General features: G+C 69.2%; 15 protein-coding genes. 8 read left to right on the forward strand and 7 right to left on the reverse strand.

Annotated elements, in window-relative coordinates; translation table 11 throughout:
• Positions 1–58: 58 nt before the first annotated feature.
• The 3 genes from ATK30_RS35440 to ATK30_RS35450 all read left to right on the forward strand — a co-directional run bounded on the left by ATK30_RS35440 (position 59) and on the right by ATK30_RS35450 (position 2,464).
• Complete coding sequence (locus ATK30_RS35440; RefSeq protein WP_101439129.1) at positions 59–1,099, forward strand: LLM class F420-dependent oxidoreductase; 1,041 nt, start codon at positions 59–61, stop codon at positions 1,097–1,099.
• Between the two features lie 157 nt (positions 1,100–1,256).
• On the forward strand, positions 1,257–2,219 hold the full coding sequence (locus ATK30_RS35445; protein WP_101439130.1) for a Ppx/GppA phosphatase family protein: 963 nt from the start codon (positions 1,257–1,259) through the stop codon (positions 2,217–2,219).
• Positions 2,220–2,260: 41 nt separating this feature from the next.
• Positions 2,261–2,464: a hypothetical protein gene (locus ATK30_RS35450; RefSeq protein WP_101439131.1), complete on the forward strand. Its 204-nt coding sequence runs from the start codon at positions 2,261–2,263 to the stop codon at positions 2,462–2,464.
• Between the two features lie 39 nt (positions 2,465–2,503).
• Here ATK30_RS35450 and ATK30_RS35455 read toward each other — a convergent pair whose 3' ends face one another.
• The 5 genes from ATK30_RS35455 to ATK30_RS35475 all read right to left on the reverse strand — a co-directional run bounded on the left by ATK30_RS35455 (position 2,504) and on the right by ATK30_RS35475 (position 9,183).
• On the reverse strand, positions 2,504–4,873 hold the full coding sequence (locus ATK30_RS35455; protein ID WP_101439132.1) for a glycoside hydrolase family 65 protein: 2,370 nt from the start codon (positions 4,871–4,873) through the stop codon (positions 2,504–2,506).
• Positions 4,870–5,601, reverse strand: a complete 732-nt coding sequence (locus ATK30_RS35460; protein ID WP_101439133.1) for an HAD family hydrolase — start codon at positions 5,599–5,601, stop codon at positions 4,870–4,872. The genes ATK30_RS35455 and ATK30_RS35460 overlap by 4 nt, the downstream gene beginning before the upstream one ends.
• A gap of 325 nt (positions 5,602–5,926) precedes the next feature.
• Positions 5,927–7,084 (reverse strand): ROK family transcriptional regulator, encoded by a 1,158-nt coding sequence (locus ATK30_RS35465; RefSeq protein WP_220817987.1) that lies wholly within the window; start codon positions 7,082–7,084, stop codon positions 5,927–5,929.
• A 229-nt stretch (positions 7,085–7,313) separates the two neighbouring features.
• Complete coding sequence (locus ATK30_RS35470) at positions 7,314–8,618, reverse strand: carotenoid oxygenase family protein (RefSeq protein WP_101439135.1); 1,305 nt, start codon at positions 8,616–8,618, stop codon at positions 7,314–7,316.
• 4 nt (positions 8,619–8,622) lie between these two features.
• Positions 8,623–9,183, reverse strand: coding sequence for a hypothetical protein (locus ATK30_RS35475; RefSeq protein WP_101439136.1), 561 nt, complete (start codon positions 9,181–9,183; stop codon positions 8,623–8,625).
• Positions 9,184–9,273: 90 nt separating this feature from the next.
• Between ATK30_RS35475 and ATK30_RS35480 the strand changes: the two genes are divergently transcribed.
• Both ATK30_RS35480 and ATK30_RS35485 read left to right on the forward strand, forming a co-directional pair.
• The gene (locus tag ATK30_RS35480; RefSeq protein ID WP_101439137.1) at positions 9,274–9,798 is read left to right on the forward strand and encodes a PadR family transcriptional regulator; all 525 of its coding nucleotides are present in this window, start codon (positions 9,274–9,276) and stop codon (positions 9,796–9,798) included.
• A 15-nt stretch (positions 9,799–9,813) separates the two neighbouring features.
• On the forward strand, positions 9,814–10,371 hold the full coding sequence (locus ATK30_RS35485; protein WP_101439138.1) for an NUDIX domain-containing protein: 558 nt from the start codon (positions 9,814–9,816) through the stop codon (positions 10,369–10,371).
• Positions 10,372–10,391: 20 nt separating this feature from the next.
• On the opposite strand, the gene mgrA is transcribed toward ATK30_RS35485, so the two are convergent.
• Positions 10,392–11,420: an L-glyceraldehyde 3-phosphate reductase gene (gene mgrA / locus ATK30_RS35490; protein WP_101439139.1), complete on the reverse strand. Its 1,029-nt coding sequence runs from the start codon at positions 11,418–11,420 to the stop codon at positions 10,392–10,394.
• Between the two features lie 150 nt (positions 11,421–11,570).
• Between mgrA and ATK30_RS35495 the strand changes: the two genes are divergently transcribed.
• The 3 genes from ATK30_RS35495 (at position 11,571) to ATK30_RS35505 (ending at position 14,459) form a co-directional block, all read left to right on the forward strand.
• The gene (locus ATK30_RS35495; protein WP_101439140.1) at positions 11,571–12,059 is read left to right on the forward strand and encodes a hypothetical protein; all 489 of its coding nucleotides are present in this window, start codon (positions 11,571–11,573) and stop codon (positions 12,057–12,059) included.
• Between the two features lie 148 nt (positions 12,060–12,207).
• A complete protein-coding gene (locus ATK30_RS35500) occupies positions 12,208–13,089 on the forward strand; it encodes an AAA family ATPase (RefSeq protein ID WP_101439141.1) in 882 nt (293 codons plus the stop codon).
• Positions 13,086–14,459, forward strand: coding sequence for a vWA domain-containing protein (locus ATK30_RS35505; protein ID WP_101439142.1), 1,374 nt, complete (start codon positions 13,086–13,088; stop codon positions 14,457–14,459). The genes ATK30_RS35500 and ATK30_RS35505 overlap by 4 nt, the downstream gene beginning before the upstream one ends.
• Here ATK30_RS35505 and add read toward each other — a convergent pair.
• A complete protein-coding gene (add, locus tag ATK30_RS35510; protein ID WP_101439143.1) occupies positions 14,437–15,420 on the reverse strand; it encodes an adenosine deaminase in 984 nt (327 codons plus the stop codon). The two genes, ATK30_RS35505 and add, sit on opposite strands and share 23 nt — an antisense overlap.
• Positions 15,421–15,460: the final 40 nt, after the last annotated feature.

A 15,460-nucleotide genomic window follows, 5' to 3' on the forward strand; every position in this document is an offset into this window, starting at 1 on the left:
CGGCCGCATAATGAGCAAACGCTTAGTCACAGTCGACCGGCACGGGAATGAGGGATCGATGAGGATCGGCACCGGCGTCAGCTACTCGGGCGGGTTCGCCGAAAGCGTCGCGGACATCGTGGAGCTGGAACGGGTCGGGCTCGACATCGTGTTCGTCCCCGAGGCCTACAGCTTCGACGCGGTGAGCCAGCTCGGCTTCCTCGCCGCGAAGACCGAGCGCGTCGGCCTGATGTCGGGGATTTTCCAGATCTACACCCGCACCCCGAGCCTTACCGCGATGACCGCGGCCGGGCTGGACTTCGTGTCCGACGGCCGGTTCACCCTCGGCCTCGGCGCGTCCGGACCGCAGGTCATCGAGGGTTTCCACGGCGTGAAGTACGACGCGCCGATCGGCCGCACGCGCGAGATCATCGAGATCTGCCGCCAGGTGTGGCGGCGCGAGCGCGTCGTGCACGACGGCAAGCACTACACGATCCCGCTGCCCGCCGACCAGGGCACCGGTCTCGGCAAACCGCTCAAGCTGATCAACCACCCGGTGCGCGAGCGGATCCCGGTCGTGCTCGCCGCGCTCGGGCCGAAGAACGTGGCGCTCGCCGCCGAGATGGCCGAGGGCTGGCAGCCGATCTTCTTCCACCCGGAGAAGGCCGCCGACGTCTGGGGCGCCTCGCTGGCCGAGGGCAAGGCCAAGCGCGACCCGGCGCTGGGCGAACTGGACGTGTTCGCCGCGCCGCCGCTGGCCATCGGCGACGACGTCGACCACCTGCTCGACTGGGTGCGCCCGGTGTTCGCGCTGTACATCGGCGGGATGGGCGCGCGCGGCAAGAACTTCTACAACACGCTGGCGTGCAACTACGGCTACGAGGCCGAGGCCAAGAAGATCCAGGACCTGTACCTCGACGGCAAGAAGGAAGAAGCCGCCGCGGCGGTCCCGACGGAGCTGCTGCGCGCCACGTCGCTGGTCGGTCCGGCGGGCTACGTCAAGGAGCGGCTGGCGGCGTTCAAGGAGGCCGGGGCGACGACGCTGGCGGTCAACCCGCTGCAGCCCGGACGCGAGGCCCGGGTGGCCGCCGTCGCCAAGCTGAAGGAGCTGCTCGGATAGGTCCGCTATGATGCGGACCACTGAGTGTGAAAAAGTCGCACTTCGGGTCGATGCCGCCGTCGAAATGCCGTCAACTCCCCGCGCGGGACGCGAATTCGGGAGTAAGAACGGGTTCAACGGGGAATCCAGGCGGGGCGAAAGCGAGGTAGGCCGGACTGTGCACAGAATCGAAGGACCCGCTGCTGCGGTGCTGGACGTAGGGTCGTTCAGCGCCCGGCTGGTCGTGCTCGAACCCGGCGGATCCCCGATCGACCCGGCCCTCACGCACCAGACCCGGCTGCGGCTCGACCGCGAACTCGACGCCGACGGACGGCTCAGCAAATGCGGCATCGCGGCCATCGCGAAGGCCGTCGCGAACGGGATGGACTGCGCTCGCGAACACGGCGTCAAGGACGTGTTTCCGCTGGCCACGTCGTCGATCCGGGACGCGGTGAACTCGCGGGAAGCGGTCCGCGAGGTCGCCCGGGAAACCGGGGTCGAACTGCGGTTTTTGTCCGGCCGCCGGGAGGCGGAGCTGACCTACGTCGGCGCGCGCCGCTGGTACGGCGCGGCCGGCGGTCCGCTGCTGGTGCTCGACATCGGCGGCGGCACGGTCGAGCTGTCCGCCGGGGCCGGCGAACAGGCCACTTTCGCGCGTTCGCTGCCTCTGGGCGCCCGGTCGGTCACGCGCGACTGGCTGCCCGCCGAACCGCCGGTGCGCAGCAAGCACGTGAGTGCGCTGCGTGACCACGTGCTGGAGGAAGTCGCCTCGGCCTTGGGCGATGTGAAGGCGGAACTGGCCGAGCACCGCGTGGTCGGCTGTTCCAAGGTGCTGCGGCAGCTGGCCCGGCTGGCGGGCGACCGTCCGGGCAAGGCCCGCGAGCTGCACCTGGACGACGTGCGCGCGTGGATTCCGCGGCTGTCGGCGATGCCGTTCGCGCGGCGGGCGCAGTTGCCGGGGATTTCGCGGCAGCGGGCACAGCAGGCGCTCGGCGGCGCGGTCGTCGCGGAAGCGCTGCTGACGGTCGCGGGCGGGAAGATGACGATCTGCCCGTGGTCGACCCGGGACGGGCTGCTGCTGACGCTGCTGGACCAGCTCACGGACGCGACCGGCAAGCACCGCTCGCGTCCGGCCGCGTGAACTCCCTGGTGCGAGGGCGGTAAACCGGGTATCCCGGAGACATGACCCCGCGCAGCGAGTTCCGTCCCCGTGACCGGTCCGAGGACGACGACGAGGAAACGCCGTTCCCCGCGCGCCGGAAACGCGAGCTGCCCGAGCCGGACGAACTGCCGGGCGAGGTGGCGAACGTGCCGGGGCCGGATCTGAGCCCTTCCCGGACCGACGAAGTGCCGAAGGTGCCGGGCACGGACGAAACGCCGTCGTGAGCGGCAATCCCGGTTTTTACCGGGATCGCCGCGCACGAGTCAGCTTCGGTCGAACTGCCGCACCTTCGACGCGTCCCGTCGCGCGGGGGCCCGGCCGATCGGCTGGACCGGCGCGGGGCCCGGGTCCAGCTTCGGGATCGGCAGCTCCACCGGCTCCTCGCTCACGGTGAACCGCTCGCCGTGGTGGATCAGGTCCAGCGGCGGACCGTTGAGCACCCGGTACGTCGCCGCGTCGTGCTGGACCGACACCTGGAACCGCGTTTCGCGGAAGGCGAGGCGGAAGGTGAGGCCGCCGAGTTCGTCCGGCAGCCGCGGCGCGAACGACAGCTGGCCGCCGAAGTCGCGGAACCCGCCGAATCCGGCCACAGTGGCCTGCCAGGCACCGGCCAGCGACGCCATGTGCAGGCCGTTGCGGACGTTGTTGTGCACGTCGTGCAGGTCGGTCAGCGCGGCTTCGGCGAGATAGTCGTACGCCAGCTGAAGGTGTCCGACCTCGGCCGCGATGACGGCCTGCGTGCCCGCGGACAGCGAGGAGTCGCGGACGGTCCGTGCTTCGTAATAGGCGAAGTCGCGGGCTTTTTCCTCGGGGCTGAACGAATCGCCGCAGAGGTGCAGGGCGAGCACGAGGTCGGCCTGCTTGACGACCTGTTTGCGGTAGAGGTCGAAGTACGGGTAGTTCAGCAGCAGCGGGTAGAAATCCTCGTCGGTGGCGGCGAAATCCCACTCGTCGTGCTCCAGGAAGCCTTCCGACTGCGGGTGCACGCCGAGTTCCTGGTCGTACGGCAGCGCCATCGCGTCGGCCGCGGCCCGCCAGGAATCGATCTCGGCAGTGTCCACTTCGAACTGTTCGGCGACGTCAGGATGCCGCTGGCACACGTCCGCCGCGGCGAGCAAGTTCTTGCGCGCCATCAGGTTCGTGTAGACGTTGTTGTCCGCCACCGCGGAGTACTCGTCGGGCCCGGTGACGCCGTCGATGCGGAAGTGCCCGTGGTGGTCGAAATGCCCGAGAGAAGCCCAGAGCCGCGCGGTTTCCAGCAGGAGTTCCGCGCCGCAGGTGCGCTCGAAATGCTTGTCCTGAGTGGCGTTCACGTACCGCACGACGGCGTCCGCGATGTCCGCGCTGACGTGGAACGCGGCGGTGCCGGCCGGCCAGTACGCGGAGCATTCGGCGCCGTTGATGGACCGCCACGGGAAAGCCGCGCCGCGCAAGCCGAGCTGGGTCGCGCGTTCTTTCGCTTTGTCTATTGTGGAGTGTCGCCAGCCGAGCGCGTCGCGGGCGGCGTCCGGCATCGTGTAGGTCAGTACCGGCAGCACGAACGTCTCGGTGTCCCAGAACGCGTGCCCGTCGTATCCCGGACCGGTGAGGCCTTTCCCCGCGATAGCCCGGGTTTCGCCGCGGGCACCGGCCTGCAGCAGGTGGAAGAGCGCGAACCGGACGGCCTGCTGGAGTTCCGGATCGCCGTCGATTTCGATGTCCGAAGTGGCCCAGAAGTCGTCCAGGAACTGGCGTTGCTCGGCCGCGAGGCCCTTCCACCCGGTCTGCCGGGCGCCCGCGAGCGCGGCCTCGACCTGCGCGCGCAGAGCCGGGGCGGACCGTTGCGCGGACCAGCCGTAAGCGAGGAATTTGGTGACCCGCAGGCGTCCGCCCTTGGGCACGTCGACCGCCGCGGTGAGCCGGGCGAGGTCCTCCTCGGCGTGGATGCGGGTGCGCAGGCCGTCGTCCACCTCGATTTTGTGGTCCATCGCGGCGGCGACCCGCAGCCCGGACATCCGGGTCTGGTGCACCAGCACGGCCTGGTAGCCCGCGGCGTGGCAGAACTCGCCGACCAGCGGCGCGTCGAGCGCGGCGGCGACGCGCGGATCGTGCGTGTCGGACTCGACCGGTTCGTTGGCCAGCAGGTCGGATTGCACGACGAGCTGAAGGTCCTCGTCGAGCGGTTCGACCTCGTAGCGGATCGCGGCGACCGCGCGCTGGGTGAACGACACCAGCCGTTCGGTGGTCACCCGCACGCGCCTGCCGGTGGGGGAGGACCACTCGGTGACACGGCGCAGGGTGCCGCGGCGGAAGTCGAGCACGCGGTCGTGCGCGGTGGCGATGCCGTAGCGCATGTCCAGCGGCTCGTCCTCGACCAGCAGCCGGATGATCTTGCCGTCAGTCACGTTGACGACGGTCTGGCCCTCCTCCGGGTAGCCGTAACCGCCTTCGGCGTAGGGGAGTTCGTGCTGTTCGTAAAAGCCGTTGAGGTACGTGCCGGGCAGGCCGCGCGGCTCGCCTTCCTCGAGCGTGCCGCGCAGTCCGATGTGCCCGTTCGACACCGCGAAGGCGGATTCGGTGCGCTGCAACGCATCCACGTCGAGGCCGCGCCAGCGCAGCTCCCACGGCGCGCATTCGTAACCGGATTCCGTCACTTGTCCTCCAGCAGGTCGGCGAGGTCGTCCACCACGACGTCGGCACCGTGCTCGCGCAGTTCGGCGGCCTGGTTTTCCCGGTTCACGCCCACGACGAAACCGAAACCGCCGGCTTTGCCCGCCTGCACGCCGGATTGCGCGTCCTCGAACACCGCGGCCTGCTTCGGGTCCACGCCGAGCGCCTTGGCCCCGGCCAGGAACGAATCGGGCGCCGGCTTGCCTTTCAGGTGGTCGCGGCGGATGACGAGGCCGTCGACGCGGGCTTCCACGAAGCGGGACAGGTCTGCCGCGTCGAGGACCTTGGCCCCGTTAGCCGACGAGGTCACCACGGCGATCTTGAGCCCGGCTTGCTTGGCTGCTTCGAGGTAGCGCACGGAACCCGGGTAGGGGTTTACGCCGCGCTCGTCGATGATTTTCAGGACGAGTTCGTTCTTGCGGTTGCCGATGCCGTTCACGGTCGGCGCGTCCACGGGGTCGTCCGGGCTGCCTTCGGGGAGTTCGATTCCGCGGGAGCGAAGGAATTCCCGGACGCCGTCGGCCCTCGGGCGGCCGTCCACGTAGGTCGCGTAGTCGGCGTCGGTGAATTCCTGGAAGCCGTCGCCGTCCTTGCCGCGCAAATATTCGTCGAACGTCCGTTTCCACGCCTCGCGGTGGAGCACGGCCGTCCCGGTCAGTACGCCGTCCAGGTCGAAGAGGCAGGCGGTGATGGTGTCGGGCAGTCCGATCATGCCTGCAACGTACCTGTCTTGGGCGTCGTTTGCGGGCTGTTGATGGGGGTGTGGCGGCTCGTCGCCTGGCGGCGACATTGCATGTGGGGGTTGCGTGGGGCACCCCGAAGCCGGAGTGTGCTGACGGTCTGGGGGTGCTTGTCAAGGCGGGAAAGATGCCTTGACAAGCACCCCCAGACCGCAGGGAGGCTTCGTATCGGGGTGCGGGGGTGGGTCTGGGTGCCTCGATTGTTGGGTGCGCTGGTGCGGTCGGGTGGGCGGGTGGGTGGTCCGTGAAGGGCTCCTTGAGGGAATCTAGGTCCGTGAAGGGGTCCTTCACGGAACGTCAGGCGGCGCCTACGCGGCGGTCGAAGACCAGGCGTTCTGCGGCGCGCAGGCCGACGCTGATCGCGCCGGTGAGGACGCCGTCGTCGCCTAGTTCGCCTTGTACCACGGTGGTGGTGAGCGGGGTGAACGAGCGCAGCGCTCGGTCGATCGGTTCCAGCAGCAGGTCTGCCGCTGTTCCGACACCGCCGCCTAGGACGATCAGTTCGGGGTCGATTACCGCGGCCACTGAAGCGACTGTGTAGGCGAGGCGGTCGGCTTCCGCGGATACCGCGCGCTGGGCCAATTCGTCACCCTCACGGGCGAGGCGGAAGACTTCGCGGGCGGATCGTGCTGTGCCCAGGCCGAGTTCGCGTGCGCCGCGGACCACGGACTGGGCGGCGGTGGCCTCTTCCAGGTGTCCGCGCGCGGGCGGTTCGCCGGGTTCGTCGGTGACGCGTGTGCGGCCGTAAGGCAGGTAGCCGATTTCGCCTGCCGCGCCGGTGGCGCCGCGGAAGACGCGGCCGTCCACCATCAGGCCCATGCCTACGCCGGTGCCGATGGTTATGCAGCCGACCACCGAAGCTCCGCGCGCGGCGCCGCTTTCCCATTCGCCGACCGCGGTGAGGTTCGCGTCGTTTTCCACCACCAGATCCGGCCCGAGCACCTGCTCCAGGTCGTCGAGCAGGCCCGGGCGGCCCCAGCCGGGCAGGTTCGGCGCGTGCCGGAAGCAGCGTTTCACCGGGTCCGCGACGCCGGGGGAGCCGAGCACGCGGACCACGATGTCGTCGTCGGTCAGCCCGGCCTCGGCCACGATGTCCTTCGCCAGTTCGCCCAGCGCGGAGATCAGCGCGCTGCCGGAGCGGGCCGTGTTGCGCACGTCGCGCCGGGCGACCGTGGTGCGGCCGAGGTCGGCGACCGCGACCCGGATGTGCTCGCGGCCGATGTCCAGGCCCAGCACGTATCCCGCGGTCGGGTCCGCCTCGTAGAGCACCGCCGAACGGCCGGTGCCGGTGGACGTGTGCCCGGTCGCGCGGGCGAGCCCGGCGGCCTCCAGCGCCAGCAGCGCCTGGCTCACCGTCGGCTTCGACAGCCCGGTGTCCTTCGCCACCTGCGGCCGCGTCGCGGGCCCGCCGCGGCGCAGCAGGTCGAGCACCGCCCGCTGGTTGATCATGCGCATCCCGGCCGGGGTGCCGACCGGTGGTGTACCCGACCCTGCCACCTGCTGAGTTTCCTTCCCGTTCGGACTTCCGTCCTGCCACGGTAACCGGATTCGCCCCGCTTTGGCAGGAAAGTTTCTTTTCTTCCGGCTCGGAGGGGCAGGCGGAGGTCTCGGCCCGACGATACGGGCTCGGCGGACCCGATCCGGGGAGGGCACGCGGAGTTTGCCGTCCGCTAGTCGAGGTCGCTCAGGCGTCGGGCAGCCAGTTGCCGTGGAACCCCGCGGGCACGCGGCCGGGCAGATGCACGGTCGCGACCGGATCCGCTTCGATGTCCTGCGCGTCGAGCACCACCAGGTCGCTGCGGTCGTTCGGTCCGTCGTAGACGTAGGCGAGCAGCCAGCCCGCGCCGTCCGGACGGTCGTCCGCCGGAACGAACACCGCCTCGCCCGGGAGATGTCCTTCCGGGAACAGATGCTCGCGCGCGACGTTCGTGTGGAGGTCATAGCGGCGGAGCACGAGCGGCCCGTCCGCCCTTTGTCGTCCGGTGACGTGCCCGAAGCGAGCGTCGAGCCCGGCGAGCCGGTCGTCGATGCGGGGGAACTCGCCGTCGCGGTCGTCGAGCAGATCCTCGGCGACCGTGCCCGCGCGCGGGTCGATCGTCCACCGCCACAGTGCGCCCTTCGGATCCGGTACGCCGGGCCGGAACATGTGCTCGTACCGCACGACGTGCGCCACGATCCGGCCGTCGGCGGTGTCGTGTGCGTTGAGCGTGTGGAAGACGTAGCACGGGTCGAGCTCGAACCAGCGCACGCCGTCCTCGGGACGGTCACGGCTGAGCAGGCCGAGCCGCGCGCCGTACGTGTCGCTCCAGCGGTACGGCATGCCGCCGTCGGTGCCGTGGTCGAACACCACCGGCAGGTCGAAGAAGACCACGTGCTGCCGGGTGAGCGCGAAGTCGTGCATCATTGTCAGCCCGGGCACGTCGATCGGTTGCCGCAGCACGAGTTCCCCGGCGGCGTTCGCGCGGTAGTAGCTCACGTGCGGGGCGGTGATGCTGCCGTAGCCGAAGAAATGCAGCTCGCCGGTTTCCGGGCAGATCTTGGGATGCGCGGTCATCGCGTCGGCGAGCTTGCCGTCGAAATCGTAGACCCCGACGGTGTCGAGCTCAGTGGTGATTTCGTATGGCAGCGAGGATTCCACGAGCGCGAGCGTGCGTCCCGCGTGGTTGACGACGTGAGTGTTGGCGACGCTGGACCGGAGATTTCTGCTTCCGTCGGCGTTGTACAGCACCGGATTCGGGACGTCGAAGCTTTCGGTGCGCACCCACCGGTTGCGATACCAAGCCGCGCGGCCGTTTTCGAGCCGTACGCCGTGCACCATGCCGTCGCCAGTGAACCAATGCGCGCTGTCCTGGCGCGGATTCGGCCCGTTGCGCAGATACCAGCCGCTGAGGTCGGGCGGCAGCGCGCCGGTGACCGGCAGGTCGAAGGCCGTGAGTTCGTCGTGGACCGGGGCGTAATGGCCCTTGAGGTGGAAATCGGTGGTGGCCATGGATTCACGCGGCTTTCTGGGCGCGAGCCCGGACGATGCGCGGGTAGCGAATGGTGAACGAAATCGGAACCGCGAAGCCGAGGACCTTGATGATGATCAACCCGACGGTGGCGTGCGGTGCGGAGTGCAACAGCACGGCTTCGGCGATCCCGGCGAGCGTGAAGCTGGCTGCCCACACGGCGGTGATGACGACGTTCACCCGGCGAAACACCGGCGTCGCAGCGATTTCCGGCGGGACCATGGTTTTCGCGATCCCCAGCGTGAACGGCCGTTTCGCCGCGATCGAACCCCAGGCGGTCGCCGCCAGCCAAAGATCGGTCAGCGCGCCGACGTAATCCCTGAGCGGCGAGGCCGGGTCGCTGAAGGACCAGACCGAAAGAACCGCGAAGAACACCACTGCGGAGACCTCGATGAACAAGGTGTCCCAGTCCTTGCCGCGCCGGCGTTCGAGCAGGAGCAGCCCGCCCGCGAGCACCAGTCCGGTCAGTCCGGACCACCGCCAGTCGGCCTGGGTGGACACGATCGCGAAGGCGATCCACGGAAGGAAGCTCTTCAGGTAGTTCATCGGGTGCCCCTCGCTCACGTTCCTGTAGTGACATGTCAACGCTAGAACGTGCGGACTGGACATGTCAATAGTGGAAGGTAGGCTGGGTGCATGACTTTGCGACACGCGGTGCTCGGGCTGCTCGCCACCGCCCCCGGAAGCGGCTACGACCTGCTGAAACGCTTCGAAACGGCGATGTCGAGCGTCTGGACGGCCACGCAGAGCCAGCTGTACGGGGAACTGGGCAAGCTGGAGAGCGCGGACCTGATCAAGGTCTCCGCGGAGGGCCCGCGCGGCCGCAAGGAGTACGCGATCACCGACGCCGGGCGCGAGGAACTGCGCAAGTGGCTGCTGGAGGAGAGGCCGCCGGCGGCGCGGCGAAACGAAATGCTGCTGCGGGTGTACTTCCTGGGCGAAGTCACGCCGGAGGAAGCCCGCGGGTTCCTCGGCAGGCAAGGAGCCTCCGCCGAGCGCTTGGTCGAAGAACTGGCGGCGATCGAAGCCTCGGTCGACTGGGACGACAGCGATCTGTCGCTCTACGGCCGCCTGGCCCTGGAGTGGGGCAAGCGGTACGCGGCGATGGAACGGGACTGGGCGGAGTGGGCGGCGGAGACGATCCGTGCCCGCCGCGGGTGACGTGGGGGAGCGAGCGTGACCGAGAGCCAGGTCCGGCACTGCGGCGACGACGCTGTTTTCGCGCACGACCTTCGGGACGAGGGCCAGCCGGAGGCCGAGTTCAATCCCGGCATCGCCGCCCGGCTGCCGCGGAAGAACGCGGCCGCGGGCGTTCTCGCGCGCGATGAACACGACCAGGTTCTGTTCGTTTCTCCGACCTACAAGCCGTTCCTGGAGATTCCCGGCGGTTTGGTCGAAGACGACGAGTCACCGTTGGCGGCGTGCCGTCGAGAGGTGCGCGAAGAACTCGGCATCGACCTGACGGTGGGGCGGCTTCTCCTCGTCGACTGGTTGCCCGCGCACGGCGTTTGGCGGGACAGCCTGCAGTTCGTCTTCGACGGCGGCGTGCTGAGCCGGGAACAGATCAGCGCCATCAGTCTTGCCGGGGACGAATTGAGCGGGTTCGAGTTCCTTGACCTTGAGGTCGCGCAATCGCAATTGCGGCCCTCTAAGGCGCGGCGAATCGCGCTGGCGCACCGAGCGTTGCTGGCCGGGGAGACTTTCTACGGCGAGTTCGGCCGGAGGCTCGGGTAGTCCGAGCCTCCGGCCGAGTGTCACGCGTCGGAAGACCGCTTCCAGATGTTGATGTCTTCCTCGGTGGCGTGCTGGTCGATCTCGGCCAGCTCCTCGTCGGTGAACGACAAGTTGTCCAGCGCGGCCACGTTGTCCTCCAGCTGCTTCACGCTGCTGGCCCCGATCACGAGCGACGTCATCCGCGGATCCCGCAACGCCCACGCCAGCGCGAGCTGCGCCAGCGTCTGCCCCCGCCGTCCGGCGATTTCGCTCAGCGCGCGGATCTTGCCGAGCTTCTCCTCGGTGATCGTGTCCGGATTCAGCGACTTCCCTTGTGCCGCCCGCGAATCCGAGGGCACCCCGGAAAGGTACTTGTCCGTCAGCAGCCCTTGCGCCAGCGGCGAAAACGCGATGCACCCGGCCCCGGCCTGCTCCAGGGTGCCGAGCAGATCGTCGGTCTCGGTCCAGCGGTTGAACATCGAATACGACGGCTGGTGGATCAGCAGCGGCGTTCCCAGCTCCCGCAGCAGCTGTGCGGCCTCCGCGGTGCGCGCGGAGTTGTAGGACGAGATCCCGACGTACAGCGCCTTGCCGGACCGGACCGCCCGGTCGAGCGCCCCGACGGTCTCCTCCAGCGGCGTCTCCGGATCGAACCGGTGCGAGTAGAAGATGTCGACGTAGTCCAGCCCCATGCGGCCGAGCGACTGGTCGAGGCTGGCCAGCAGGTACTTCCGCGAACCCCACTCGCCGTACGGGCCGGGCCACATGTCGTACCCGGCCTTGGTGGAAATGATCAGCTCGTCGCGGTACGGCTTCAGGTCGCTCGCCAGCAACCGGCCGAAGTTCCGCTCGGCGCTGCCGTAGGGCGGGCCGTAGTTGTTGGCCAGGTCGAAATGCGTGATTCCGAGGTCGAACGCCCGGCGCACGATCTCGCGCTGGACAGCGAAGGGCCGATCGTCCCCGAAGTTGTGCCACAGCCCGAGCGAGATCGCGGGCAGCTTCAGGCCGCTGCGCCCGCAGCGGCGGTAGGGCATCGAGTCGTACCGGGTATCAGCGGCAGCGTAAGTCACGCCGCGATGCTAGCCCGCGAGCTGTCGCCGAGCTCCGCGCACGGTGGGTGACCTCCCTTGCCTTCCAAATCCGGTTTCGCGCGCGATGTCCCGTTTGGCCCCGTACTATGCGGGGCCATGGCTGGGCGGTCGCGAGTGCGACGAAGAAGGATGCTGAGTCGGCTCGCGCTGGTGCTGGCGGTCGTTGCCATGGCGGCGGGATGCGGCAGCGGTCCGGCGGAGACGTTCGCGAAGACGAACGCCTGTGAGTTGCTGGCAACTGCAGCGCGGGGCACGCCGATCGACCCGCAGCGAAGCGAGTACAAGCTGACGGAATCCACCCCGGCCGTGACGGGAGGGGTAGGCGGCTGCCGCACCGAGTGGAACCCGCCGCGCGGCAAGCTGACCGGCGACCTGGCCGCGACTCTGGACCTGGCCGAGGCGGAGGATTGGAGCGGGCACAGCGAGCCGAGTTCCCAGGGCGGGCATGAACTCCGGAAGGACACCACGAAAGGCGGCGGCGGATGCCGATATCAGGTCCAGATTTCCGGCACTGACGCGGCGGTGCACATCTGGTACCTCGACCGATCGGTGGGCAACGAAGGGTCCTGCCCGGTCGCGAAACGATTAGTGGACCAGGTCCTGCCCAGCCTGCCGTGAAGCGGGTCCGGTGCTCGACATCGCGAACCCGAGGCCCGGGTGGCGGCTCTGGCAAGCGCGCTCGGCGCCGTCGTGACGTTCGCCCGCTGTCCTCCGTTCAGCGCGACTAGCCAGTACAGTGCAGGTGAGCGATCGCTTAGGAGGTCACGTGGGCACCGGGTTTTTCTCGTCCGTCGACGATGTGTCGGCGCAGCTGGCCGAGGCCGGGTACCTCGCGTCGACCGCGGTCGCGACCACGGTGTTCCTCGCCGACCGGCTCGGGAAGCCGCTGCTGGTCGAGGGCCCGGCCGGGGTCGGCAAGACCGCGCTGGCGACGGCGGTCGCCGAGGTCACCGGCTCGCGGCTGGTGCGGTTGCAGTGCTACGAGGGCATCGACGAGGCCCGCGCGCTGTACGAGTGGAACCACGCGAAGCAGCTGCTGCGGATCACCGCGGGCCGCGACGAGACGTGGGACGAGGCGCGAACCGACATCTTCGGCGAGGAATTCCTGCTGCGCCGCCCGCTGCTCACCGCGATTTCCGGCACCGAGCCGACCGTGCTGCTGATCGACGAAACGGACAAGGCCGACGTCGAGATCGAGGGCCTGCTGCTGGAGGTGCTCGGCGATTTCCAGGTGACCGTGCCGGAACTGGGCACGATCACCGCGACGCAGCAGCCGTTCGTGGTGCTGACGTCGAACGCGACGCGCGAGCTGTCCGAGGCGTTGCGGCGGCGGTGCCTGTTCCTGCACATCGATTTCCCGGACGAGGACCTCGAACGCGAGATCGTCCGGCTGAAGGTGCCCGGCATCGAGGCCGCGCTGGCGGATTCGGTGGTGCGGGTGATCGCCGCGCTGCGGGCGATGGACCTGCGAAAACTGCCGTCGGTGGCGGAGACCGTCGACTGGGCGCGCACGCTGCTGGAACTGGGCGCGGGCGCGCTCGACGAGCGGGTGGTGCGCGAAAGCCTCGGCGTCGTGCTGAAGCACCAGGACGACATCGCGAAGGCCGGGGCCGGGCTGAATCTCGACCGGGTGCTGGACGCGTCATGACCGCCGCGCCGGGCCTGACCGGACGGCTCGCCGAGTTCGTGCGGGCCCTGCGGGCGCAAGGCATCCCGGCCGGTCCGGGCGAGACGGCCGACGCGGCGGCCGCGCTGGAAGTGCTCGGCCTGGACGACCGCGAACTGGTCCGCGAAGGGCTCGCCGCCGCGCTGGTCCGCCGGGGCGGGCAGCGGTCGGTGTTCGACGCCGCGTTCGACCTGTACTTTCCCGCCGGCATCGGCGCCCCGGAGCTGGCGCGCGAAAACCCCCCGCAGGACCGGGAGGAACTGCGGGAAGCGCTCGCCGCCGCCCTGGCCGAGGGCGACGACCAGGCGTTGGACCAGCTCGCCGGACTCGCCGTGGAGCTGCTGGGCCAGTACGGCGTCGGAACCGGCCCGGGCGGCGGGTACTCCGCGCACCAGACGCTGGACCGCCTGCAACCGCAGACGCTCATCGCCCAGGTGCTGGCCGCGATGCGCGCCTCGGGTACTTCGGACGAGTTCACCGACCGGCTCACGCGCGACGAAATCCGCCGCCGCGTCGAGGGTTTCCGCGGACGGGTGCGTACCGAGGCGCGCCGCCGGGCCGCCGAAGTCCGCGGCCGGGAACGGATCGCCAAGCACGCGATCGCTCCTGCAGCCGACCGCGTCGACTTCCTCCTGGCCAGCCGTACGCAATTGGCCGAGCTGCGGCGCACGATCCAGCCGCTGTCCCGCAAACTCGCCACCAGACTTGCCGCGCGCCGCAAACGCACTACCCGCGGCCAGATCGACTTGCGCCGAACGCTGCGTCGTTCACTCTCCACTGGCGGCGTGCCCTTGCGCCCAGCTTACCGGCACCGACGCCCCGGTCGCCCGGAAATCATCCTGCTGTGCGATCTTTCCGGCTCGGTGGCGGGTTTCGCGAACTTCACGATGCTGCTGGTGCAAGCTTTGCGGGACCAGTTCAGCAAAATCCGCGTTTTCGGTTTCGTCGACAGCACCGACGAGGTAACGCACCTCGTGGACACCGGTGCCGCCGATCCCGAACAGCTGGGCGCGCGAATGCTCAGCGAAGCCGCGGTAGTCCGCTGGGACGGCCACAGTGATTACGGCCGCGCGCTAGGCCAGTTCACTTCGCACTGGCTGGACGCCGTCGGCCCGAGAACGTCAGTCCTCATCCTGGGCGACGCTCGAACGAACGGCGGCGATCCGAACCTGGACGCCGTCCGCGCGATCCGCTCCCGTGCCCGGCATGTCCACTGGCTGAACCCCGAACGCCGATCCCTGTGGGGGACCGGCGATTCGGCCGCGCCGGACTACGCGGAGCTGGTGGAGATGCACGAATGCCGGAACGCGCAGCAGCTGGGCGTGCTGGTCACGCGTCTTCTGCCGACCTGAGCCAGCCGTCAATCTCCTTGCGCAGCAACGCTTTGGTCTCCTCCGGCGCGAACGAGGCCTGCACCGCGTTGCTCGCCAGCTTGGCGAGTGTCGCGTCGTCGTAACCGAAAACTTCCCTCGCGCGAGTGAATTCGTCGGTGATCGTGGTGCCCGTGACGTCAGGGACATCGGTGTTGAGCGTGACGCTGAGCCCCGCCTCGATCAACTGGGGCAGCGGGTGCTCCGGGAGCGTCGGCACCAACCCGAGCGCGACGTTCGACGAGGGACACACCTCGAGCGCGATCCCGGCTTCCGCGGTCTGAGAGGTCAGCTCCGGGTCCTCCAGGATGCGGATCCCGTGCCCGATCCGCTCGGTGCCGCCGATTTCGATCGCCTCGCGGATGCTGTCCGGTCCGGCGTCTTCGCCAGCGTGGTGAACGAGGTGCAACCCCGCCTCGCGCGCCCGGACGAAGACTTCTCGGAACGGAGCGAGCGAGTGCTTTTCCTCGCCAGCCATCCCGATCGCGACGATCTCTTCGTGCCGCTTGGCCAGCTCCAGCGTCTTCTCCGCCCGCTCGACCGACCGTCGCCGCGAGTGGTCGAGGATCAACCGCCATTGCAGCCCATGCTCTTTCCCGCCGTCCCACAGTCCTTTGAGGACTGCGTTCAGCGGCAGTTCAAAGTCCCCGATCCGTTCCCCGTGCGAGGCAGCGGTGAACGTGACCTCGACGTACCGGGTCCCCTGAGCGGCTTCGTCCGCGCAGAACTCGCGCGCGATCCGCTCGAAGTCCGCGCCTTCGCGCAAACACGAACGAGTGAGACTGTTGCGATCGGCGAACGCCCGAAACCCGTCGAACGCTGCGGGCTTGTCCGGCACCTGGACCCCGTGGGCAACCGCGAGTTCCTTGAGCGTGCCGGGTCGGATGGTGCTCTCGAGGTGGACGTGGAGGTGCACCTTGGGAAGGGCCGAAAGATCGCGCACGCGTGGATGATGCCCGCCTCGCGCGTCTCCTGTCATCCCG

The sequence above is a fragment of the Amycolatopsis echigonensis genome (assembly GCF_002846615.1).
Lineage (GTDB): Bacteria > Actinomycetota > Actinomycetes > Mycobacteriales > Pseudonocardiaceae > Amycolatopsis > Amycolatopsis echigonensis.